The organism is Acinetobacter sp. ANC 4558 (assembly GCF_002135375.1).
GTDB lineage: Bacteria > Pseudomonadota > Gammaproteobacteria > Pseudomonadales > Moraxellaceae > Acinetobacter.
The window spans coordinates 112,931-135,735 of sequence record NZ_NEGH01000005.1; the positions used below are offsets into that span (position 1 = coordinate 112,931).

Consider the following 22,805-nt stretch of genomic DNA (forward strand, 5'->3'; position numbering starts at 1 on the left):
GCTATCTAGGCTATACGTAGACAATAATAAAACCCTATAATTTCATATGGTAAAGTTCAATTATAAAAAAATCGAATACGAATCAGAAATAACCTATCAAACTAGTATAAATACAGCAGATGGTTAAAATCATAAATCAACCTAAATACCTATATAGATTTAAAGCAATTAGATTAAATATAGATATATTACAATCTACGTATATCTTGATGTAAATTCACGTATAAAATTATCACCAAGCCTCAAACATCCTATGTTATTCTTTGTAAATGCTACTATTTATAATAAGAAATGTGATTATGGCTATAAAAATATATATACAAGGTAGTCGCTTAACCCGCGAAATTTTTGAGTTTCAAGAAAAGAGCAATTTTAAACCCGTACACTATTCTGAAAAACCCGCTTTCGCTGCACTTTCATACGCATTTTTTCAAAAAAGTTCACATTCATCTCTACAAGAGAAGCGCTTATCTCATCAAAATAATATGATTCCGGCACATCAGCATCAACACTTTTTTCCACATCTTATCAATAAAGACTTTGACTTTATTTTGATTGACTTCATGAATGAAAAATATGGATTAGTGAATATTAATAATTGGAGTATTAATTACTTAGACTCAAAAACTGCAACAACTCATGACAGCATTCAAAAAAATGGCTTCCAAACAACGTATGGAAATAATGAATATTTACAAGATATTCTCAGAGGTTTTGACCTATTTTATGATAATTTAAAATCCATAGGGAAAAGTGAAAAGCTTATTGTAAATAAAATTTTTTGGGCAACGCATGATGAACATGGTAAAGCGTTATTTTCAATGCTGACCTATATCAATAAAGCCAATGAACTATTAAATGAAATATATTGCTCACTAGAAAGAAATTATACAAATTTAAAATTCATCAACTATGGGAAAACTGTATTTATAACTCGATCTAAACTAAAAAATGGATTAAATACTTACTATTATATTGATAAGATTTACAAAAAAGCCTTGATTGAAATAGAAAATTATTGCGAAGAAAGTATCGTCCTTCTTGATCCGAAGCTGAGGATCTCAGACAATTATATGTATTTTAATGCTCACTTTAAAAAGTCCAACTTTGAAATAGAATATGCTGCTTATCTCTTTAAAAATAAGATCAAAATAAATACTCAATGGTACCAAGATTCACCAAATTTTGTTTTTAGTATTCAAGGTGCAGGAAGCTATGAAGTTCAGTTATTTTGTAGAATAAAATATAGCAAAATCATAAAAAAATATTTGTCAGATGAAATTTATCACCCAAACTAAACCTTACGAACCAATTTCTATCAGTTATATTTAAAGCTATCAACTTTCCTTCTACGCTGAATTATCCCAAATGTAATCTGTAATAACGGATGATATAAATAATATTAAAATGAATATTTCGTGACTATTTTACAACCTATTTCACGTAAATATTACATAAACAATCAATCTGGAGGAAATTTACTCATATAGTTTACAATTCACATTAATTAATCTGCTATGCATTTATAAAATCTAAGAATAACCTTAAATTCTAGTCTTAATTCACTTCATTTCTTAAGAATACATACCTCGTTATAATCGGAAGCCTTACGGGGTTTTTTATTATAAAGCTCATATCATTATTTTATATGCCAATTCAATTTTATATTCACAATGACTTTACTTGTTTAGTCAATATAAAAATATATATGGCAATTCAAGTTTGTTATTGAAATATTTCCTAAACGTTTATTCCTCAGATTTTACGCATTAAATCATAACTTAATATTTTCTATTTATAGCTCTTTGAAATGACGAATTTTATGCCTTAATTCATTTAACCATTAAAAAGCCACTCTCGTGGCTTTTTAAAATTTCAACCAGCTGCGTGATAACCCTCTTCATCTTCTAGCACTCTATAGCGCCAATATCTACCGCTTGCAACCCAAACAATATTTTGATGAAAATTTTTTTCTAAAGCGCTGTGTATATTCAATGTTAAAATATGATCACCTTCAGAATTAATTTTCAAAAACTTCTTTTGTTCATTTTTAATTAAATAATCTACTATATCGGCTTGATATAGACATCCCTCTTCTTTAAGCCTAGCCTGTATCCATATAATAATTTGATTAAGACTTATGCAATTACTTTCAGACAATACACTTACTCTCGATTTCATTCCTATTTTGTTGAGATAAGGTTAAACTTGCTTCAGCAAATTTTCCAGACTCAAGTTTTCTCCCAGCAAACCATTGACATTCGTAAATACCTGTGAAATCAGAGGGTTTATTTATTGGGCGCATTGTTTTATAAACCGACATTTCTGGCCCCCCAGCGTTTAACTTCACCACATCTCCAATTTGATATTTAGGTTTTCTTACTTCGCTCATTCTTTCCCCCCTTTCTATTTACAACTACTACTTTAGCTAAAAGTGAGCTTATAGAACTTAGTTGAAAAATAGATTTTTACTACTCTAACGTTCAAGTTTATCTTTTACATTGATTTCACTTACTCACTTTTCAACTATACTTAAGTGTATAACATACTAAAAAACAACTATATTTTTATTTAGTAAATCAAATTTTTCTTAATAAAATTATTTAACTAAATATTTTGAATCACATAACAAATTATATTTCATATTACTTGTATACTAAAATCTCATTACATGTATTGCTGTAATTCCCCTCAATGAAGCTTTTTTACAAATATGTATTACCAGATAACGTTCAAGATAACCTGTTTTAAGTTCGTAAATTATCCTATAACCATTCTTAATTTCAATACTGGTATCTTTTGTATAAATCGTTCTTTTATGAATCTCTATTTTGCATTGACTTAATTCATATTGGTCTTGATTAAACCCTATTACCGTTAACTTCTCATCAAACCTACTCATAATTTTTTTTAATTAGTTACTTGTAACGTTTTATAACACAATAAATCAATAAAAAAACAATAAATTTATCTTTAATGCATACAAATCAATCATTTCCACTCATAATCGAATTCTAATATCTGTGACGTGTTTTTTAATTTAATATATTATTCATACGAAATAAATAATTTTAATAAAGGATGAAAGTTCCCCTGAGTATTGGCGTAAAACTCTAATATATGAATTGCAGTAATCTCTTTTATGTTATTTTTGTATGAACATGCATTACCAAATAAGACTCAATATACCCACACTTATTTTCTCTAAGGTCTGTTGACATTTCATACTGGTAACCAGATAAAAATACAAGCTAAAGCAACTGAGTTTTCATAGTTTCGCATTAGCTTATCGTAACGTGTGGCAATACCTCTGAAATGTTTCAATCTTGCAAATGCATTTTCAACTCAGTGTCTGATCTTATATAAATACCAGTCCATATATTCATTACTGGATTTAGAGTTATATTTCTTGGAAATATTGGCTTTCGTTGTTGTACTTTTGATTTTCTCTCTGAGAAGTTCTGAGTCATCACCATGATCAGCACATAAGACTTCAATTTCTTCTAAATTTAAGCCATCAATTAGATCAGGTACAACTTTTACATCATGAGTTGTTCCATCACGGATGATAAATTCGATAGGGTTTCCGTTTGCATCCACCGCTAAATGGATTTTAGAGCGACTCCCACTGATACTTTTAGAAATAGATTGCACTTTGATGACAGTCGCATGTTGATGAGCTCTCACATGGCTAGCATCAATAAAATTCCATTCTAAGTCTGCATCACTAGATAATAATTTAAATATTTTAGTAGTTTACTGTCTTTACACCAACGATTGAATTTCTTAAAAATAAAGTTTGGCTTGCCAAAGACCTCAGGTATATCTCACCAAGGACATCCTGTTCTAATCCGATAAAGAATTACCTCAATAAATGATCTTAAATTATGTTTGAGATAAATACCGAAATTAAAGAAGAGAGATTTTAGCTTAGACCATGTTGATCAGTCAGCATAATTCGAAGCATAGCGAATAGTGAAATTGGGTTTGGTGATTTAATTTTACGACTTCGCTATTTTTTAGCCTACAAATGTCAACAGACCCTAGAATTTTTTAATTGTTCTTGAATAGCAATTTCAATCGCAGGTAACTGCTTATAAACGTGTGCTAAAGAAAAATTCGCACATCATTAATCCTATTTATAATAGCATATGAATAGAGGTAACAACGCATCCTCCATTATTAACATATTTGGTAACTGTTTCAACTTTGATCTTGTTCTTGACTTTGATAATTTCATTTTGTCGCAGATTGGTATGAAATATTGCCACTTTTACCATTCTTTCTAACTGTACCAACCAATAAACATGATAAATAAGCAATAAAAAAGGCTTGCAAGTACATGATATTCCTTGCAAACCCTTGATATGTATATGGTAGGCATATCCAGACTCGAACTGGAGACCTCTACGATGTCAACGTAGCGCTCTAACCAACTGAGCTATACGCCTAAAGTGATTTGCATGATATTCAATTTTCTATTTTAAGACAAGTAGTTTTATACATAATTTAAATGGACGCATACTTTTTAATCTTATTTTGTCTTTTTTTCTTTTTCTCCACTTAAATATCATAAATTAAGCTCAGTTTATAACATGTATAATTTAAAAAACCAGATCAAAGATCTGGTTTTCACTGTGTAATACCTTCATGAAGTTGAGTTAAGATTCAATTACTTAACAAGGGCATTTTTTAATACCACCATCAGCACTTGGATAACGTGCATCGACACAATAACGATAAAATGTTTTTGCATCCATCGCCTCTAAGTCTGGGTGATGTTTTTTCATGTGCTCTAAATAATTTTGGTAATCTGGAACCCCAACCATTAAGCGAAAACTTTGCTGTAAACGTTGCCATAACGTCGCAATTCTCGACCAATTTTTAGGATTAAAAATTAAATCCCTCTGAGACATGATTGTCATTTTAATAATCTTATAGATTATTGTCTTTCCATTTTTGCCAAATTTAAGGTTCATAAAAAACTCCCCATTTAATGCGTTATTTTAGGTCGATCAAGTTCTTCTGGATCAACATAAATTGCTTCAGCTTCATGCGCTGTTGGTGTTGGGCTTGCTAAAGCTCGACGAATTACGCCAACCGCCGCAATTAACATTACAATTGCAACAATCATAAAGAATGCGCACAGCACGGCATTAATTTGATTCGATAATACAATGTTTTGCATTTCGCCAAATGTTTTCGCCGGTTTTAAAATCTCACCACGGGCAATTGCATCAGAGAATCGATTGGCCTGTGCTAAGAAACCAATTTTTGGATTCTCATGGAAAATCTTTTGCCAACCTGCTGTCATTGATGTAATGAAGAGGAAAATCGTTGGAACAATAGTGACCCAAACATATTTTTGTTTCTTCATCTTAAATAAAATAACAGTTCCTAGCATTAATGCCATAGCCGCTAAAATTTGGTTACCAATACCAAATAATGGCCATAAACTATTGATTCCACCCAGTGGATCAATCACACCTTGATAAACAAAGAATCCCCATCCCGCGACAGCAACTGCTGTTCCTAACATATTTCCAAAAAAATTACGTGAATTTTTTACAGCGGGAATCACAATACCAACAGTATCTTGAACCATAAAACGACAAGCACGTGTACCCGCATCTACCGCTGTTAAAATAAATAATGCTTCAAATAAAATGGCAAAATGATACCAAAATGCCATCATTTCACGACTATTGAAAATCTCTGTAATAATGTGCGCCATACCTATTGCAAAGGTAGGAGCACCACCGGTACGAGATAATATTGAGCTTTCTCCTACTTCATGTGCAAGTAGAGTCAATGCTTCGGGTGTAACCACAAAACCTAAATTACGTACGGCTTCCGATGCAGATTCAACGGTTGTTCCTAATAATGCAGCTGGTGAGTTAATGGCAAAATATACGCCTGGATCCAAAACAGTTGCACAGACTAAAGCCATGATAGCAACAAATGATTCCATCAACATTCCACCATAACCAATCATACGAATATCTTTTTCGTTATTGACAAGCTTTGGTGTCGTACCTGAGGAAACGAGCGCATGGAAGCCTGAAATAGCACCACAAGCAATCGTAATAAATAAGAAAGGGAATAAAGAGCCTGCAAATACAGGTCCAGAACCATCAATAAATGGCGTGATTGCTGGCATTTTCATTTCAGGCATTGCAAATAAAATACCTACTGCGAGTCCAACGATAACCCCTATTTTAAGAAACGTAGACAAATAATCACGTGGTGCTAATAACAACCAAACTGGTAAAACCGATGCGACAAAGCCATATCCAATTAACCACCATGTTAACTCCGTACCAGATAAGGTAAAGAATGGTCCCCAATATGGATGTTGAGCAATATCTCCTCCATAAATAATGCCTGCCATCATTAATACAAAACCAATGATAGAAACTTCAGCAATTTTTCCTGGTCGGATATAACGCATATATATCCCCATAAAAATTGCTATGGGTACTGTGGCTGCAATACTGAATACACCCCATGGGCTATTGGTTAGTGCTTTTACCACCACAAGTGCAAGTACGGCTAAAATAATAATCATGACGCCTAACGCACCCAGCATCACAATAATTCCAGCAAAAGTTCCTAATTCTTGTTTTGCCATTTCTCCTAAAGATCGACCATCACGGCGAGTGGAAATGAATAAAACTAAAAAGTCTTGAACAGCACCTGCCAGTACAACACCAACTAACAACCAAATTGTGCCCGGTAAATAACCCATTTGTGCAGCAAGAATTGGTCCGACAAGTGGCCCTGCCCCAGCAATTGCAGCAAAATGATGCCCAAAAAGTACACTTTTATTGGTTGGTACATAATCAAGACCATCATTTAACCGATGTGCAGGCGTTAAACGACGTTCATTAAGTTCAAAAACTTTATTCGCAATAAATAAACTATAAAAACGATAAGCAATACTATAAACACATGCCGCAGCCAAAATGAGCCAAACAGCATTTACATGTTCACCACGACTAAGTGCAAGTATGCCAAAAGAGACTGCTCCAAGTATTGCGACCAAAAGCCATATTATTTTTGAAGCCATTGATGGCTTCGTTTGAACTGAATCCATGTCAATTCCTCTAACTTATTAGATTTAAATTAACCAGCAATAATTTTTTTAATACATCGCATTGCTGTTTCTAATTATGTGCTTTCACCCTTTTTATTATCTTTTACTTTAAAATTCTGATATTAAAAAAGGGATGATTACCATCATCCCTTTCTATAATAGTCTATTATTAAACTATTATGCACGCTCTAAATATTCACCAGTACGTGTATCTACACGAACACTTTCTTCTTGCTGTACAAATAATGGTACGCGTACCACTGCACCTGTCTCTAGTTTAGCAGGTTTACCACCACCACCAGAGGTATCACCACGTACACCTGGGTCAGTTTCAACAATTTTAAGTACAACAAAATTAGGTGGATTTACATTTAATGGCACACCATTAAATAACATAATTGTACATTTTTCATTAGAATCATCTTTTAACCATTTTGCAGCATCGCCCATTGCTGTTTTATCAGCTGCGATCTGTTCAAAAGAAACAGGATCCATGAAATTCCACATTTCACCATCATTGTATAAATAGTCCATTTCGACTTCTACAATGTCTGCTGCCTCTAAAGACTCACCAGATTTAAATGTTTTTTCTAACACTTTGCCTGAACGAAGATTACGTAACTTCACTCGGTTAAATGCTTGTCCCTTACCAGGCTTAACATATTCATTTTCCATGATTGAACATGGGTTACCATCAAGCATAACCTTAAGGCCTGACTTGAAATCATTCGTAGAATAATAGGCCATGAATGGCACACTCCAAACTAACTAACTTAGATAATTTAATGCTAAGAACGCGATAGCATTAACTTTTAATCACACAATAAAATAATGCTTATATTTTCATGTGTCGCATTCTAAATGAGCAATACATTACGAAGCAATGTAAAATTTTAATATCTAATTCAAATACTCTTTGTATTTGTATTGAAATTAAACAAAGTACATTTAAACTTATATCACTTAAAGGTAAACTTTAAATGAATGATCTTATCCTATGAATGATTGCATCATTGTCTAGGTTTTTCATCACTCAATTCACTTAACCTTCTCTGTATTTGGGCATTGTTGATAACAACATACCCCACTCAGCACTATTTTAAACATGTAGCATGATAAACTATTTGTACCAAGAGCAAAACTGGCAAACCCAACTTAGCGATCTTATAACAGATCCTGCTGAGCTTCTAGAACGATTAGAACTTTCAACCGAACAACTTTTGTCTGGTGGTCTTTTAGCGTCTGAGCAATTCAAATTACGGGTTCCGCGTGCTTTTGTAGAAAAAATAGTGAAAGCAGATCCTTATGATCCTTTACTCTTACAAGTTCTTCCACATCATCTCGAGCTTTTAGAGCATCCAAATTTTGTCACTGACCCATTGGGTGAGGAACAAGCAAATCACTTACCCGGTATTTTGCATAAATATCAATCTCGATTTTTATTAACGCTTACAGGCGCCTGTGCAGTGCATTGTCGATATTGTTTTCGACGACACTTCCCATATCAGGAAAATTTGCCTAAATCCGATGATTGGGTCAATATTAAACATTACATCGAAAGCCAAGCAGCTATCAATGAGGTTATTTTAAGTGGTGGCGACCCCTTAACGTTATCTAATCGAAAATTAAAATTATGGATTGAGCGCCTTGAAACAATCGATCAATTAAAATACTTACGTATCCATTCTCGTGTTCCTATTGTCATTCCAAATCGAATCGATGAGGAGCTCATTTCATTATTTAAAACTAGTAGGCTCCGAATTATTCTGGTGGTACACTCAAATCATAGCAATGAACTTGATGATTTTACCTGTACGAAAATTAACGCACTTGTAAAAGAAAATATTACGGTACTCAATCAATCTGTTTTATTAAAAGGCGTTAATGATTCTGTTAAAGCGATCACTGATTTGAGTTATAGATTATTTGATGCAGGTATTATGCCTTATTACTTACATGTCTTAGACAAAGTTAAAGGGGCGGCTCATTTTGATCTCCAAGCGGAGGAAATAGATCAAATCTATACAGATGTATTGGCAAACCTTCCTGGTTATTTGGTTCCTAAATTAGTCAGAGAAATTGCAGGTGAAAAAAATAAAACACCATTGTATGGAGTTTCAACATATTGACCCTTTGGGGATAGAACATCAATGAAAATTTCTAATATTTTACTAAGTCCTCAAGAGCAATTACTAGATAAATTGAGCTTTTGTAAAAGTTCAGTTAAAAGTATGCAGGAGTGGATTAATAATTTAAACACACTTCAATTGGGTAGTTATTCTAAAGCTCTTTGTAATGCAATTATTGAAATTTCTGAATTAAAATGTTCTGAAACACTCAGATTTGATTTAATTCAGGTGATTCACTCCTCAATTGAAAACACCTTAAATAATCTTGAAAAGCATTATTTTAACCAATCACTCATTACCAATGATCGTAATGAACAAATCATTGAATTGGCTCTTTTATTAAGAACTCAATTTGCAAAAATATATATTAATATTGCTCAGCAAAGTCATAACATACTCACTGAGCAAAAAATTTCATTATTCGCTTTCCAATTAAAAAAAAATTTCCAAACCGCTCGAATTTTTGCCAGTTATTATGCCTTACAACAGCTAGGTCGTTTACTTTATCAGCAGCAAACTTTATATAGTACACCACGTCCTGGTCAATGGTTAATTGCTCATCAGCTGATGAGCTGTGCAATACAATATCACTTTAATTCGACGAATATTAACCTTCTACAAGGAACACACTACCCTTTAAAAAATATTAATGAAGCTTACGCACAGCTAATTTTACTTGATATATTTAATAACAACCAAATTCGCCCTTCAGAAAGCCAAGGTCTCTATTTATGCACTTTTGACTGGGCTAAACTCATCCACATTTCTGCGAAAGAAACCATCAATTCACGTTATATTATAGATTCAAATAAAGATTTGGCTCCTGTTTACAATGCGCATCAGGAACATAACTTTAAACCGGATATTTTTATTTCAACTCAAAGTTTACTCGAGTACTTAAGTAATAATGAAGGATGGCATAAAGAAAATTTATCAGATAATGAAAAAAAGTTTCTAACGCCTGCTCTACACTTTCACATTCACAATTTATTAACCACCAAAGCAGAACGTCGTCATGAGCGTTATGAATATTCAACACAAATCAAAATTTGTTTTGGCGTCAGCGTTGCTCACTACTATCTGTCTAAAGGGAAAAACTTCATAGAGACCTTAAATACAAATTTTAATGATAATACGCAATATGAAACCCGCTTTATTAATGCAGATAGTACACCTTTCAAACAAAATATTAAGTCACTGGAACGTGAAACAAGAAAAATTTATCAAGTTGATGTTTTAGATATTAGTGTCAATGGTTATCGTATTAAATGGACTGGCGTAACACCTGCAACCTTAAAAACAGGAGAGTTTATTCTGGTACAAGAAAACTCACAAAGTCCATGGCGAGGCGGTGTAATTCGCTGGATCAAACAATCAACAGATAAAAAAATTGAAATGGGATTAGAAATTTTAGCTCAAGATATCGCACCTTGTGCAATTCACTTACAGGCCAATCAACAGAATGATTATTTCCCAGCCTTACTCATGCAGTCAACACAATTAGATGACGTTTCCACACATTTAATTGTCTCTGGTATGAATATTATTAAAGAAAAACAAACCATTTTATTACATTTAAAAGATCAAGAATTAAAAGTATATTTAACCAAACCCATCTTGATTACTCAAAGTTTTACATGTTTTGATTTTGAATTATTAAATGAACAACAAAAACCCAGTTTAAACCGTTTTATTCAGAAACAATTAAATGAAGTTAAAAATCAAGATCAATGGGATGCTTTAGAATAAATTTATAGACATTTTTATGTAATAAAAAAGCGGGTAATTACCCGCTTTTTTGAATCTAGTATTAACGTTTGATAGAACGTGACATACCAGAAAAACGTTGCTTGAACTTGTCAATACGACCACCTGTATCAACATTCTTTTGCTTACCAGTATAGAAAGGGTGGCAAGCTGAACATACGTCAAGATAAAGTGTCTCTTTACCAAGTGATGAACGAGTTTCGATTACATTACCGCAAGAACAAGTTGCAACTAATTTTTCATATTTTGGGTGAATATCGGCGCGCATGCTCGATTACTCCATTAATTAAAGAAGGTTTTGCTGTCATCGCAATTGATCACTCTCAAAATGAGGAAATGGCAATGTAATACATTACATCGGCAGATCAACACCATAACAGACCATTCTTTTGGCTCACCGAAACGGATACCGTTAGGGCTAAGCACAACAAGTTGGACAAGATTATACTTGAATATTTTCAATTATGCGAATTATTCTTCATCTTCTACACGCGTATGGTTCGCCCAATAATTAGCAATAATACCGCAGACCATTAATTGTATTTGGTGAAAAATCATAATGGGTAATACAATCATACCCAAAGGCTGCCCAATGAATAAAATTTGCGCCATAGGTACACCACTTGCCAATGTCTTTTTAGATGCACAGAAAAATACTGCTTTTTGATCTGCTTTATTAAACCCAATCCATTTGGGAATATACAATGCTAAAAGCATCACGATGGTTAATAAAATTGAACATGCTAAAATTAATAAAAATAAAGTCATTCCATTTACTTCTTGCCAAAGTCCTGCAACGACTGCACTACTAAAAGCACCATAAACCACCATTAGAATACTGCCTTGGTCAAAAGCTTTCACAATGCCTGGAATTTTTTGCATTTTGGGGAAAACATAAGGACGTAAAACTTGCCCCAAAATAAATGGAACTAAAAGTAATAACAAAATATTCAGAACAGAAGATGTCGCATCATAATCATGTTGTGATTGCCCAAAAATGAGCAAACTTACCAATACAGGTGTGATAAACATGCCAATAATATTTGAAAATGATGCACTACATACCGCACTGGCTACATTTCCTTTCGCCACTGACGTAAAAGCAATTGAAGATTGTACGGTTGAGGGTAAACAACACATAAACAAGAATCCCCAGTACAACTCTTGTCCTAACAGAGGAACTAGAATTGGCTTAGCCAATAATCCTAAAATCGGAAATAATGCAAACGTAAAAGCAAAAACAAGTACATGCAATTTCCAATGCATGATGCCTTGTACGACAGCTTCTCTAGAAAGTTTTGCACCATGTAAAAAAAACAGCATTGCAATTGCAGCAATGGTAAGCACACCAAAAATATCAGCAGCTTGTCCATAGACAGGAATAAATGTTGCAAGTAGCACCATTAAAAATATCAAAATTGTAAACCGATCAAGTGCTAAGAGCTTTAACATATCCCCATCCTTTTCAAATTCAATTAAAAACCCAATAAGATGGGTTTATCATTTGATAAATATCTTACTGGGCTTTTCAAATAAAGCGAACATTTTCGGGAAATGTTCACTATTTTGTTAAACTATGTCAATTAATTATTATGTGCATTTTCATCTTGTTGAATCAACTCAATTTTATATCCATCTGGATCTTCAACAAAGGCAATGACTGTGATCCCACCTTTCATTGGACCTGCTTCACGCACAACCTTTCCACCACGCGCCTTAATGTCTTCACATGCCTGATAAGCATCATCTACAGCAATCGCAATATGCCCATAGCCATTGCCTAGATCATATTGATTGGTATCCCAATTATGGGTTAATTCAAGTACTGCCGTACTTTTTTCATCCCCATAACCGACAAAAGCTAGGGTAAAACGGCCTTCTTCATAATCGCGTTTACGTAATAAAGTCATTCCCAGTACTTCGGTATAGAACTGTAATGATTGTTCTAAATTGCCTACACGTAACATGGTATGGAGCATACGCATTGTTTATCACCTTTTAAATGAAAGTTTAAGACTGTTGATGTTCTTTCAATAACTTGGCAACCCAAACGACTAAAAATAGAATTGGGATCCCAATAAGTGTCGTCATTAAAAAGAAATCTGGATAACCGATTTTAGTCACAATCGTACCTGAATAACCGCCTAAAATTTTAGGCGTTAAAGTCATTAAGGAACTGAAAATTGCATACTGCACAGCCGTAAATGATACACTGGTTAAGCTAGATAAAAATGCAATGAATGCTGCACCAGCCAGCCCAGCCGCTAAATTATCAACAACAATTGCAAAATAAAGCCACAACGAACTATATTCTTTAATCACTTTCCCACTCAACTCAACTTCTCCAGCCGTTGACTTCACAGGAAAAATGGGTTGAATGTTTACATCTAATGTAGGCTTTTGATCAATGACTTGATACGTGCGCTCACTTTGTAAAACATTTACATCATCTTTAAAGTTGACCACAGCAAAAATTTGTTTAGCTTTCGCAGCCTGTAAAACTTTCCCATCAATTGCGCCACTAAATAAATTATTTGCATCGAGTCTTGCAGGAAACTCCTGTTGATCAACCTTTAGTGTTATCGGGCGATCTGCATTTAACTGGTCGATCGAAACACCTGATAGCTGTCCTTTAATGACAACACTTTGCTTTATTTCTTTCGCTGAGATTTGGTCATCAGAAGTAATCGGTAACATCAATATTTGTGGCTGTTGAGATTCCACTAAATACGGTAAACTTAATTCTCTTTGTATAGTAATATCATCTGCATATTGAGAATGAACTTTAATCTGGTTCGATTGAGCTAAAACCTGATTGGGAACATTAATACGCCACTGCCCCACTTCATCAGGTTGTACTATATATTTCTGTTGCCCAACCTGAACCGTGACATCTCCTAAAGGAGGTCCCGATTTCACTAAACCAATAAATATTAAATTTGTAGTGCTTGCTAAAAAAGCACCCACAAACATTAATTTCATAATGTTCATACGTTGAGCAAGCAAACCACCCAAAAAACCGCCCAACAAACTAAAAAGCACGCCATAAACTTTCACAGCTTCTGCAATTTGTTCTTTGGTAAAGTTTAAATCTTGATAGAAAACATTAGAAATTACTCCAGAAATAATATCTGAAATACGATAAAAACCAATTAATAAAAGCAGGACTAATGCTAATTTCAGACCATATCGACTAAAAAAGTCTGCAATTGGGCTAACCCATGTTTCATAAGCCATTTGCTTATTCACAGCACCCAGTTTAACCAAGCTTGAACCTAACAGTAATGCAACTGCACCAGCACCAATAAAACGTAAAGCTTCCAAGCCAAATAATGCAAAAGAGTCTGTAATTTCAAGTGATTTTTTAATAAAAGAAACTAGGCTATCAGCATAAATATAACTTGCAACAAAACCGAGAATAGCCAAAAAGAAAACAAAAACTAAACGATAATAGTCCGATTTCACATAGGATTTTACGACACGCTCTACTTGCGGCTCTCGTACAATTAACGTGGTAATCACACCAATTCCCATGACTGCTGCCATAGCTAAGTACGTATATTTCCACGCATCATAAATATAATTACCTTTTGCTGTTCCTAAATATGCAGCTAAAAATAGAGCACCTGCACCCGCAATAATCATACCGATGCGATAGCCTGCATTATAGGTTGAAGCTAAAATCGTTTGCATTTGTGTTTCGGCAAGCTCAATACGATAAGCATCTATAACAATATCTTGAGTCGCTGCAGAAAATCCAAGTAAAACAGCGCCTGCTGCCATTTGATAAAGGTATTGCTGACCCAATGATGGGTCTGAAAATGCCATAATACAAATCGCACAAATGATTAAAACTTGTGCGATTAGCAACCATGCACGACGGCGACCTAAAGCTTTGGTTAAAAAGGGTACTGGTAATTCATCAACTAAAGGTGCCCAAACGAACTTGAATGAATAACCTAAAGCAGCCCAACTAAAAAAGGTCACTGCACTTTTTTCAATTCCAGCCTCGCCTAACCATAGCGATAAACTCGAAAAAATTAATAAAATAGGAATACCCGCAGAGAAACCCAAAAATAACATGATGAGTGCACGGCGGTCTAAAAAAGCTGTAAAGGCGGCTTTCCACCCTGTTGAGGCTGTTGTCATTACTTTAATTATTTTTCAGTTAAATCAGTATGTGCTATTCAACCGCTTAATCAACTCAGTTTCAACAGTATTTATTAAAACAATATAAATAATTGCAGATTAAACTGTCCTATTATCTTGAATTTTTCATGTAAACCTGTTTACCTTGAAACTCTATCGTTATTTTTTTGTTTTGGATTTTACTGTGACCCAAAAACTCGATCAATCAAGTTCTTCTTTATCTGCCAATACAACAAATCACACTCAGAAAAATCAAATAAATAATCTGATTTCATCTTTTGATCAACCGGATATTCAAAATACATTGATGCGTACACAATTAAAATCCGAACAACTGACACATATTCCAGACTTAACAAAAATACCTGCATCTACACGAAAAATTAAAGCCTTAAATGATTTTTTGGGACAAGATCGAGCACGTGCATCCGTTGAAGCTGGAATTGCCTTACCGTATTCAGGCTACAATATTTTTGCAGTAGGTACGGCAGGATTAGGTAAACGCACCATGATTAAGCGTTTGCTTCGCCAACACGCCAAATCTATGCCAACACCCAATGATTGGGTTTATGTCAACAATTTCAAACATTCGAGACAACCCATTGCATTACAACTCCCTGCAGGACAAGCAGCAAAATTTCAAAATTTGTTGCATCAAACTTGGCAAACCATTTTAAAACAACTAGAACGTAGATTCACAGCCGAATCTTACCATAACCGTATTGAGCTTATTCGTGAACAAACAGGTGATGAACAACAACAAGCCCTCATTGAGTTAACCAAAGAAGGTGAAGATTTAGACTTAAAATTAATCACCAAAAATGAAGAACATTGTTTTATTCCTGTGCATCTCATCGATAATAAAATTCAAGAAATGACACAAGCAGATTTAAATGCACTCAATAGCAAAGATCGTGCAGAAGTCTTAGCCAATATGCGTTATATGGATAAAAAATTAGAACGCTTAGGTTTACACTTGGGTGATTTAGAAGATGATGCACGCGATCAAGTCCAAATTTTAAATCGTGATATTGCTAAACAAGTCGTCATTCCTCGTATTGAACTATTATTGAATAAATTTTCTGAAGTGCAAGGACTCGAAGATTATCTCAAAGCTTATGCTGAAGATATTATTAATAATGTTGAAATTGTCTTAGAGCAGGAAGAAGATGATTTTACACCTGGAGTATTTAGCCGTGTTCCAGCCCGTTACCAAGCCAACATTATTGTGAGTCATAAAGCGAATAGTGGTGCTCCTGTAATTTTTGATGACTTCCCTACTCACTATAATTTATTGGGTCATGTTGAACAATTGACACAAAATGGCACAATTACCACAGACTTTACCTTAATTCGCCCTGGTGCTTTACATCGTGCCAATGGTGGTTTTTTAATGCTAGAAGCGGAGCAATTACTTGAACAACCTTATGCATGGCAAGGTTTAAAACGTGCATTAAAATCTGGTCAACTAAAGTTATCATCGCTTGAACACATGCTGACTTTAACTGGCAGCATCTCCATTGAACCTGCACCAATTCCATTAAATATTAAAGTAGTATTACTCGCTGAACCTGAAATTTATTATGAAATTTTAGAACTCGAACCTGAATTAGGCAGTATCTTTAAAATTCGTGCAGACTTTACAGATACCTTACAACGTAATGAAAGTAATGAACAAGCCTATATGCAGCTCATTGCAGATTATGTTCAGTCTGATAAGCTTTTACCATTTGATCGTAGCGCATTAGCATCTTTACTTACAGATTCTAGCCGTCAAGCGGAAGATCAAAGTTCTTTATCTCTACATGCCCTTACCTTAGGTGATTTAATTCGTGAAGCTCATCATCATGCAGTTCAAGCCAATGCGAAAAGTGTTTCTGAAGCACATATCAGTACGGCGCTTGATCATCGCAAATATCGCTTAGGCTATTTAAGAGAACTTTATTGGCAAGACTTATCACGTGGCACACAATTAATTGAAACACGTGGGCATCGCCTAGGGCAAATTAACGCACTCTCTGTTATTCACTATGCTGACGTTGAATTTGGTTTACCTTCTCGTTTAACTGCTTCTGTTTACCAAGGCGGCGGTGATATTCTAGATATTGAAAGAAGTGTAGAACTTGGCGGATCTTTGCATGCGAAAGGCGTGCTATTGATGTCAAGCTTCTTAAAAGCCCATTTTGGCCGTGAACAAACTTTACACTTCTCTGCTGCACTTGCCTTTGAACAAAGTTATGGTCAAGTTGATGGTGATAGTGCTACCGTTGCCGAGTTATCTGCATTAATTTCTGCCATTAGCCAGCTCCCAATTGATCAATCTTGGGCTATCACAGGTTCAATGAATCAGTTAGGTCAAGTTCAACCAATTGGTGGCGTCAATGCCAAAATTGAAGGTTTCTTTGACGCCTGTAAATTGCAAGGGCTCACAGGAAAACAAGGTGTCATCATTCCTCGCCAAAATATGCAGCATCTTATGTTACGTAAAGATGTTATCGAGGCTGTAACACAAGAACAATTTCATATTCATGCCATAGATACAATTGATCAAGCCTTAGAAATTCTTATGGCTCGCCCAGTCGGTACATTAGATAAAAAAGGTCGCTATAGTAAAGATTCGATTTATGCAGCAGTCATGGAGCAACTTGAATATTGGCAAGCCATTGAGGATGGTGAAGTCTTAGAAGAAGAGCCTAAGAAAAAGAAAAAAAAGAAGAAGAAAAAAGACAAAAAGAAAGATGTGATCATTATTGAAGAAACACTCAGTTCAAGTGAAAACTCTTCTGAAACATAGCATAAAAAAAGCGCCTACTTAAGGCGCTTTTTTTGAATTATGCTTCTTGTGCTGGACTATACTGTTCAACCAAGGGCTGCAATTCACCTTTTTGGAACATTTCCAATATAATATCACTACCACCGATCAATTCACCATTGATCCATAATTGTGGAAATGTTGGCCAATTTGCAATTTGTGGCAACTTAGCTCTAATATCTTGATTTTCCAAAATATTAACATATGCAAATGGGCGACCAATTTGACTAAGCGCTTCTACTGCACGTGCAGAAAAACCACATTGTGGAAATTGTGGTGTTCCTTTCATGTAAAGAAGAACTGCATGTTTTGCAATTTGGTCACGAATTAACGCTTCAGTATCGCGTGCTTGTTCAGTCATCGATCAATCCTCAACTAATCTGCATGGCATTATACCCTAATGTAAACAAAACAGTACTTCAAAAATAATTTTTCTAGTTTTATTTGTATTCGGGCTTTAAATTTCGATGATATTTTGCTTATATAGAACACCTGATGTTTTATATATACATCAATCATCCATATTTTCAATTACCTAACAGATAAGAGTTAGTCATGAATAACATTACCCTTGCTCCCGTGCAAACTGATCAACCTTCTCACTTGATGCCTGTTTTTGGTCGTCAACCGATCAGCTTTGTCCGAGGCCGAGGATCTTATCTTTATACAGAGGATGGTACAGAATATTTAGATGCCCTCACTGGTATAGCGGTATGTGGACTCGGACATTCTCACCCTGCAGTAACTGAAGCAATTATTGATCAAGCATCAACACTCATTCATACCAGTAATTTATATGAAGTTCCTTGGCAAACAGCTGCAGCGCAAAAACTGGCAGAAGTATCTGGGATGGAAGAAGTTTTCTTCTCAAATAGTGGTGCAGAATCGAATGAAGGTGCAATAAAAATTGCACGTAAATTTGGAAATATGCAAGGTATTACAACCCCTAAAATTATCGTTGCAGAGCACTCGTTTCATGGTCGTACTTTAGCAACACTCTCAGCAACAGGAAATGCAAAGGTTCAAGAAGGTTTCGCACCCTTAGTTGAAGGATTTATTCGTGTTCCTTTTGGTGATATTGAAGCAATTGAAGAGGCAGCAATTCAGCATCCAGATATCGTTGCAATTCTAGTAGAGCCAATTCAGGGTGAAGGTGGTGTCAATACAGCACCTCAAGGTTTTAGTTATCTTGAAGAAATCCGTCAAATTTGTAATCAACATCATTGGCTGATGATGCTTGATGAAGTACAAACTGGCAATGGACGTACTGGTCAATATTTTGCATATCAACATACACAAATTGTCCCTGATGTCATTACCACAGCAAAAGGTTTAGGTAATGGCTTCCCTATTGGTGCAGTCATGACCCAAGGGCGTGCTGTAGGCGTGTTAACTGCAGGTAATCATGGTTCTACTTATAGTGGGACAGCTTTAGGTTCACGTGTTGTTTATACAGTTATTGATACAATTCAAAAAGAAAATTTGATTGAAAATGCCAATATTATGGGAACATACATTGTTGAACAGTTTAAGCAGCAACTTGCTGAACAAAATGTCATTGTTCGTGGTTTTGGGTTAATGATTGGACTTGAACTGCCAAAAGCATGTGGCGAATTAGTCAATGTTGCTCGTGAACAACATCAATTAATTATTAATGTCACTGCTGGATCTGTTATTCGTTTACTTCCAATACTAAATATTACTCAAGAACAAGCTGATGAGCTTATTTCACGTATTGTAAAACTCGTAAAAGATTTCCTTTAAATATAAATAAAATAAAAGCCGCAAACTGCGGCTTTTATTTTTTATAGATTAATCAAATTATTATGAAGCTTCTTGATATACTCTGCCCACAGGTAATTGGCTAAAATACTGTTTTAATGCATCTAAACAACGATTAATTTTCATCGGTTGTTGTTCTCGTTTAGAAGTTAAAGCATATAAAGTAAATGGTTGTAATTTCCACTCAGGTAAGACTTCAACCAAAGTTCCATTCATTAATTCTTTTTGAACATCTAAATATGTTAAATTTGCAATACCATTTCCATTTAAACAAAATGCTTTCGCAACCATGACATTATTCGAAGTAAAACGAGAATTTAATTCCAACTCAATTAAATCACGACTACCCATATGTTTAAATTTAAATAATCTAGAATCTTTCACTAAATGAATTGGAATCACATCATGATTTTTTAAATCTTCAGGGCGAGATATTGGCATTGATTGATTTAAGTAACTTGGTGCTGCAACCAAAACTCTCTCAACTTGCGCTAAAGGAATCAACGTAAGATTTTGATCATCAATTTTTTGACTCATTCTCAACGCAATATCAATTCGACCTTCAATCAAATCAATATATTGATTATCTGCTTCAATATGCACAGCCAATCCACGATGTGCTGACATCCAATGCGATAATGCTGGAATGACGTGGTTCGCTCCAAGCTCTGGAGTTGTTGCAATACGTAAGTCCCCAACGAGATCATCACGTAACTCGTTTATACGTATTTTACCGCGCTCTGCGGCAGCTAACATTTCCTGGCAACTGTGAAAAAAGGCCTGTCCAGCTTCGGTCAAACTTAATTTTCGTGTTGAACGATGTAGAAGCGTAACTTCCATATCATTTTCCAACGATCGAATTTGCTGACTCACTGCACTCGTTGTAATACCAAGTTCGCGTGCAGCTCCACTAAATGAGCTTTTTTCAACTACGCAGGCAAATACGCCCATTGCACGAAGTTGATCTAACATAAATTTCCCTCTGAACTTATGAGTGCTCTATCTTCCGACCAAAGCAACTCATTGTATTATACGGTGAAATTTATCGTTTGTATTCGTTAAATTTAATTTATTAATAAAATATTTTCTGGATTAACTGGCTTACCATCTTGCCTAACTTGAAACTCAAGCATAGTACGGCTTGCTCCCGAAGATCCCATCTCAGCAATCTTTTGTCCAGCATTTACATTTTGCCCACTATTAACTAAGAGTTTACTATTGTGGGCATAGGCAGTGATATAACCATCGATATGTTTAATTAAAATTAAATTACCATATTCTTTTAAACCATCTGCTGCATATACCACTTGACCATTTGCTGCTGCAAATACAGGGTCTCCTGCATTTCCAGTAAAACGTACACCTTTTACATTCGAGGCTAAATTAAAGCGCTCTAAAACAGCTCCATTGGTTGGTCTCACCCACTTCAAAGTCGATGTTTTACTTGGTGTTGGTGGACTTACAACTGCAGTGTTTTTAGTACTCTGCACCGTCGTTTGTGTCGGAATGTTTACTTTTTGACGTTCAATTTGAGCCGTTTGTGTAATTGGTTGCGTTTTTACAGTCTGTGTTTTCCCGTTATTTTGCAAACGCAAAGATTGTCCCACATATATTTTATAAGGAGGCGCAATATCATTTATTTCTGCAATATTAATATAATTCATTCCATATCGGCTCGCAATACCACTTAAAGTATCACCTGAACGAACAGTATAATAATTAGGGGCTGTCGCATACCGCGTAGCACTAGTATTATTCACTTGAGGCTTCGTTGCACAACCCGTTATTGCTACAGTAGAAACAATCGCTGCAAAAGTTAATGTTGTTTTTATAAATTTCAAAGGCATTGAATTACCTTGCAAATATGACGCAAATTGCATTTATTATCCTCACACAAATAATGACTCTAAATACTTTAACCAAATTTTAGTCAACAATTAGATATTTTTTTTATAAAATATCTTTATATTCACAAATTTATAACATTATAACCTCAATTGATGACTTAATGTTTCTAAAATTGCATAGTTTGTTCTATCCATCTGTATTGGAGTGATACTGACATAACCCTGAGATACCGCTTTTAAGTCAGACTCTATACTTACCTCACTTTTTTTAGAGCTCACAACTTCTTCACCAGATAGACCAATCCACTGAACATCTCTACCCCGTATATCAGTACATGCAGTAACTGGTTTCAAAAGTTTCTTTTCCCCTAAATGGGTGACTTTAACGCCTTTTATATTGAATACATCAGGAATATTAATATTAAGAACATGTTGAAATGGAATTTTAGGTAAGCCTGATGCAATAAAATCATGTACCCATTGTGCAGCCTGCTGATAATGAATTTTATCTACATAAGATTTTACTTGATCTCCTGCTAATGAAATAGCAAGCGCTGGTTGCTTCAACAAACGACCTTCAAAAGCAGCACCAACTGTTCCTGAATATAAAACATCATCAGCTAAATTTGCGCCACTATTAATTCCACTAACAACCAGATCAAATTCAAAATCAAATAACCCATTCAACGCAAGAAAGACACAATCTGCTGGAGTCCCGTTGACAGACCATTTATCGGAGGCAATTTGAATCGCTCTCAGCGGTCGATCTAACGTCAAGGCACTAGAAAAACCACTACGTTCACTCTCAGGTGCGACCACAACAATTCGTCCTAATGGTTTTAAAGCATCTGTTAAAGCTTGTAAGCCTGGCGCTAAAATACCGTCATCATTTGCAATTAAAATATTCACTTCACACTCGTCTTTCTTAGTAAACAAACATCTATTTCTTAAATTTCATATAGATTCTATAGCTTATAATCAATTACAAGTTATCGTCGATATAAACATTATAATTCAATCATATTGAAGTCCTTTTTGAAATCAAGGTGTATTCAAATATTCCAACACTCAAGCAATTAAAATTTTTCTTTAAAATCGAAATAAAAGATAGAATCTAGTTACGCACAAATCATTCTGTCTAAATTTCAAGTAAGTATCATCTACATTATTTATACATTTCATTATTTTATAATATTAATTCATCCTATTTCTCATAGTATGAT

At 34.6% G+C, this 22,805-nt stretch carries 18 protein-coding genes, 1 tRNA gene and 1 pseudogene; 5 read left to right on the forward strand and 15 right to left on the reverse strand.

Annotation, left to right across the window (positions count from 1 at the left end; genetic code table 11):
* Positions 1 to 299: 299 nt before the first annotated feature.
* Positions 300 to 1,298 (forward strand): DUF6270 domain-containing protein, encoded by a 999-nt coding sequence (locus tag B9T31_RS07910; protein ID WP_086181414.1) that lies wholly within the window; start codon positions 300 to 302, stop codon positions 1,296 to 1,298.
* 577 nt (positions 1,299 to 1,875) lie between these two features.
* On the opposite strand, the gene B9T31_RS07915 is transcribed toward B9T31_RS07910, so the two are convergent.
* From B9T31_RS07915 to efp, 7 genes and pseudogenes are all read right to left on the reverse strand, one after another.
* Positions 1,876 to 2,160 (reverse strand): DUF6953 family protein, encoded by a 285-nt coding sequence (locus B9T31_RS07915; RefSeq protein WP_228146011.1) that lies wholly within the window; start codon positions 2,158 to 2,160, stop codon positions 1,876 to 1,878.
* Positions 2,153 to 2,392 (reverse strand): YodC family protein, encoded by a 240-nt coding sequence (locus B9T31_RS07920; RefSeq protein WP_086181415.1) that lies wholly within the window; start codon positions 2,390 to 2,392, stop codon positions 2,153 to 2,155. Before B9T31_RS07920 ends, B9T31_RS07915 begins: the two co-directional genes overlap by 8 nt.
* Before the next feature lie 830 nt (positions 2,393 to 3,222).
* Positions 3,223 to 3,967 (reverse strand): annotated as a pseudogene (locus B9T31_RS07930) (IS5 family transposase).
* A 407-nt stretch (positions 3,968 to 4,374) separates the two neighbouring features.
* Positions 4,375 to 4,451: transfer RNA gene (locus tag B9T31_RS07935), tRNA-Val, on the reverse strand.
* 225 nt (positions 4,452 to 4,676) lie between these two features.
* Positions 4,677 to 4,979: a YbdD/YjiX family protein gene (locus tag B9T31_RS07940; protein ID WP_086181417.1), complete on the reverse strand. Its 303-nt coding sequence runs from the start codon at positions 4,977 to 4,979 to the stop codon at positions 4,677 to 4,679.
* 14 nt (positions 4,980 to 4,993) lie between these two features.
* Entirely contained in the window at positions 4,994 to 7,096 is a 2,103-nt protein-coding gene (locus tag B9T31_RS07945; protein WP_086181418.1) for a carbon starvation CstA family protein, read from the reverse strand.
* 177 nt (positions 7,097 to 7,273) lie between these two features.
* Positions 7,274 to 7,843 (reverse strand): elongation factor P, encoded by a 570-nt coding sequence (gene efp / locus B9T31_RS07950; protein ID WP_086181419.1) that lies wholly within the window; start codon positions 7,841 to 7,843, stop codon positions 7,274 to 7,276.
* A 365-nt stretch (positions 7,844 to 8,208) separates the two neighbouring features.
* On the opposite strand from efp, the gene epmB reads away from it, so the two are divergent.
* Positions 8,209 to 9,225 (forward strand): EF-P beta-lysylation protein EpmB, encoded by a 1,017-nt coding sequence (gene epmB, locus B9T31_RS07955; protein ID WP_086181420.1) that lies wholly within the window; start codon positions 8,209 to 8,211, stop codon positions 9,223 to 9,225.
* 21 nt (positions 9,226 to 9,246) lie between these two features.
* Entirely contained in the window at positions 9,247 to 10,974 is a 1,728-nt protein-coding gene (locus B9T31_RS07960) for a GTPase (RefSeq protein WP_086181421.1), read from the forward strand.
* Positions 10,975 to 11,035: 61 nt separating this feature from the next.
* Here the strand turns inward: B9T31_RS07960 and rpmE are convergent, their stop codons facing one another.
* From rpmE to B9T31_RS07980, 4 genes are all read right to left on the reverse strand, one after another.
* Complete coding sequence (gene rpmE, locus B9T31_RS07965; RefSeq protein WP_086181422.1) at positions 11,036 to 11,260, reverse strand: 50S ribosomal protein L31; 225 nt, start codon at positions 11,258 to 11,260, stop codon at positions 11,036 to 11,038.
* Between the two features lie 203 nt (positions 11,261 to 11,463).
* Positions 11,464 to 12,444 (reverse strand): bile acid:sodium symporter family protein, encoded by a 981-nt coding sequence (locus B9T31_RS07970; protein ID WP_086181423.1) that lies wholly within the window; start codon positions 12,442 to 12,444, stop codon positions 11,464 to 11,466.
* Between the two features lie 131 nt (positions 12,445 to 12,575).
* Positions 12,576 to 12,977 carry a lactoylglutathione lyase gene (gene gloA, locus B9T31_RS07975; protein WP_086181424.1) on the reverse strand — a complete coding sequence of 134 codons (402 nt, stop codon included), beginning with the start codon at positions 12,975 to 12,977 and terminating at the stop codon, positions 12,576 to 12,578.
* Positions 12,978 to 13,002: 25 nt separating this feature from the next.
* Positions 13,003 to 15,141 carry an AmpG family muropeptide MFS transporter gene (locus B9T31_RS07980; protein ID WP_086181425.1) on the reverse strand — a complete coding sequence of 713 codons (2,139 nt, stop codon included), beginning with the start codon at positions 15,139 to 15,141 and terminating at the stop codon, positions 13,003 to 13,005.
* A 184-nt stretch (positions 15,142 to 15,325) separates the two neighbouring features.
* Here B9T31_RS07980 and B9T31_RS07985 point away from each other — a divergent pair, with 184 nt between their 5' ends.
* Entirely contained in the window at positions 15,326 to 17,935 is a 2,610-nt protein-coding gene (locus tag B9T31_RS07985) for a Lon protease family protein (RefSeq protein WP_086181426.1), read from the forward strand.
* Between the two features lie 37 nt (positions 17,936 to 17,972).
* Here B9T31_RS07985 and grxD read toward each other — a convergent pair whose 3' ends face one another.
* Positions 17,973 to 18,314 carry a Grx4 family monothiol glutaredoxin gene (grxD, locus tag B9T31_RS07990; RefSeq protein ID WP_086181427.1) on the reverse strand — a complete coding sequence of 114 codons (342 nt, stop codon included), beginning with the start codon at positions 18,312 to 18,314 and terminating at the stop codon, positions 17,973 to 17,975.
* A gap of 194 nt (positions 18,315 to 18,508) precedes the next feature.
* Here grxD and B9T31_RS07995 point away from each other — a divergent pair, with 194 nt between their 5' ends.
* Positions 18,509 to 19,717, forward strand: a complete 1,209-nt coding sequence (locus B9T31_RS07995) for an aspartate aminotransferase family protein (protein ID WP_086181428.1) — start codon at positions 18,509 to 18,511, stop codon at positions 19,715 to 19,717.
* Positions 19,718 to 19,777: 60 nt separating this feature from the next.
* Here the strand turns inward: B9T31_RS07995 and B9T31_RS08000 are convergent, their stop codons facing one another.
* The 3 genes from B9T31_RS08000 to surE form a co-directional block, all read right to left on the reverse strand.
* On the reverse strand, positions 19,778 to 20,707 hold the full coding sequence (locus tag B9T31_RS08000) for a LysR family transcriptional regulator (RefSeq protein WP_086181429.1): 930 nt from the start codon (positions 20,705 to 20,707) through the stop codon (positions 19,778 to 19,780).
* Between the two features lie 92 nt (positions 20,708 to 20,799).
* Positions 20,800 to 21,615 (reverse strand): peptidoglycan DD-metalloendopeptidase family protein, encoded by an 816-nt coding sequence (locus tag B9T31_RS08005; protein ID WP_086181430.1) that lies wholly within the window; start codon positions 21,613 to 21,615, stop codon positions 20,800 to 20,802.
* 105 nt (positions 21,616 to 21,720) lie between these two features.
* The gene (gene surE, locus B9T31_RS08010; protein ID WP_086181431.1) at positions 21,721 to 22,491 is read right to left on the reverse strand and encodes a 5'/3'-nucleotidase SurE; all 771 of its coding nucleotides are present in this window, start codon (positions 22,489 to 22,491) and stop codon (positions 21,721 to 21,723) included.
* Positions 22,492 to 22,805 lie beyond the last annotated feature (314 nt).

Coding starts and splice junctions, on each gene's coding strand:
- B9T31_RS07980 (WP_086181425.1), bottom strand. CDS start 15,141: ATGACAACAGCCTCAACAGGGTGGAAAGCCGCCTTTACAGCTTTTTTA.
- efp (WP_086181419.1), bottom strand. CDS start 7,843: ATGGCCTATTATTCTACGAATGATTTCAAGTCAGGCCTTAAGGTTATG.
- B9T31_RS07910 (WP_086181414.1), top strand. CDS start 300: ATGGCTATAAAAATATATATACAAGGTAGTCGCTTAACCCGCGAAATT.
- B9T31_RS08000 (WP_086181429.1), bottom strand. CDS start 20,707: ATGTTAGATCAACTTCGTGCAATGGGCGTATTTGCCTGCGTAGTTGAA.
- B9T31_RS07945 (WP_086181418.1), bottom strand. CDS start 7,096: ATGGATTCAGTTCAAACGAAGCCATCAATGGCTTCAAAAATAATATGG.
- B9T31_RS07960 (WP_086181421.1), top strand. CDS start 9,247: ATGAAAATTTCTAATATTTTACTAAGTCCTCAAGAGCAATTACTAGAT.
- gloA (WP_086181424.1), bottom strand. CDS start 12,977: ATGCGTATGCTCCATACCATGTTACGTGTAGGCAATTTAGAACAATCA.
- B9T31_RS07970 (WP_086181423.1), bottom strand. CDS start 12,444: ATGTTAAAGCTCTTAGCACTTGATCGGTTTACAATTTTGATATTTTTA.
- B9T31_RS07995 (WP_086181428.1), top strand. CDS start 18,509: ATGAATAACATTACCCTTGCTCCCGTGCAAACTGATCAACCTTCTCAC.
- rpmE (WP_086181422.1), bottom strand. CDS start 11,260: ATGCGCGCCGATATTCACCCAAAATATGAAAAATTAGTTGCAACTTGT.
- B9T31_RS07920 (WP_086181415.1), bottom strand. CDS start 2,392: ATGAGCGAAGTAAGAAAACCTAAATATCAAATTGGAGATGTGGTGAAG.
- B9T31_RS08005 (WP_086181430.1), bottom strand. CDS start 21,615: ATGCAATTTGCGTCATATTTGCAAGGTAATTCAATGCCTTTGAAATTT.
- grxD (WP_086181427.1), bottom strand. CDS start 18,314: ATGACTGAACAAGCACGCGATACTGAAGCGTTAATTCGTGACCAAATT.
- epmB (WP_086181420.1), top strand. CDS start 8,209: ATGATAAACTATTTGTACCAAGAGCAAAACTGGCAAACCCAACTTAGC.
- B9T31_RS07940 (WP_086181417.1), bottom strand. CDS start 4,979: ATGAACCTTAAATTTGGCAAAAATGGAAAGACAATAATCTATAAGATT.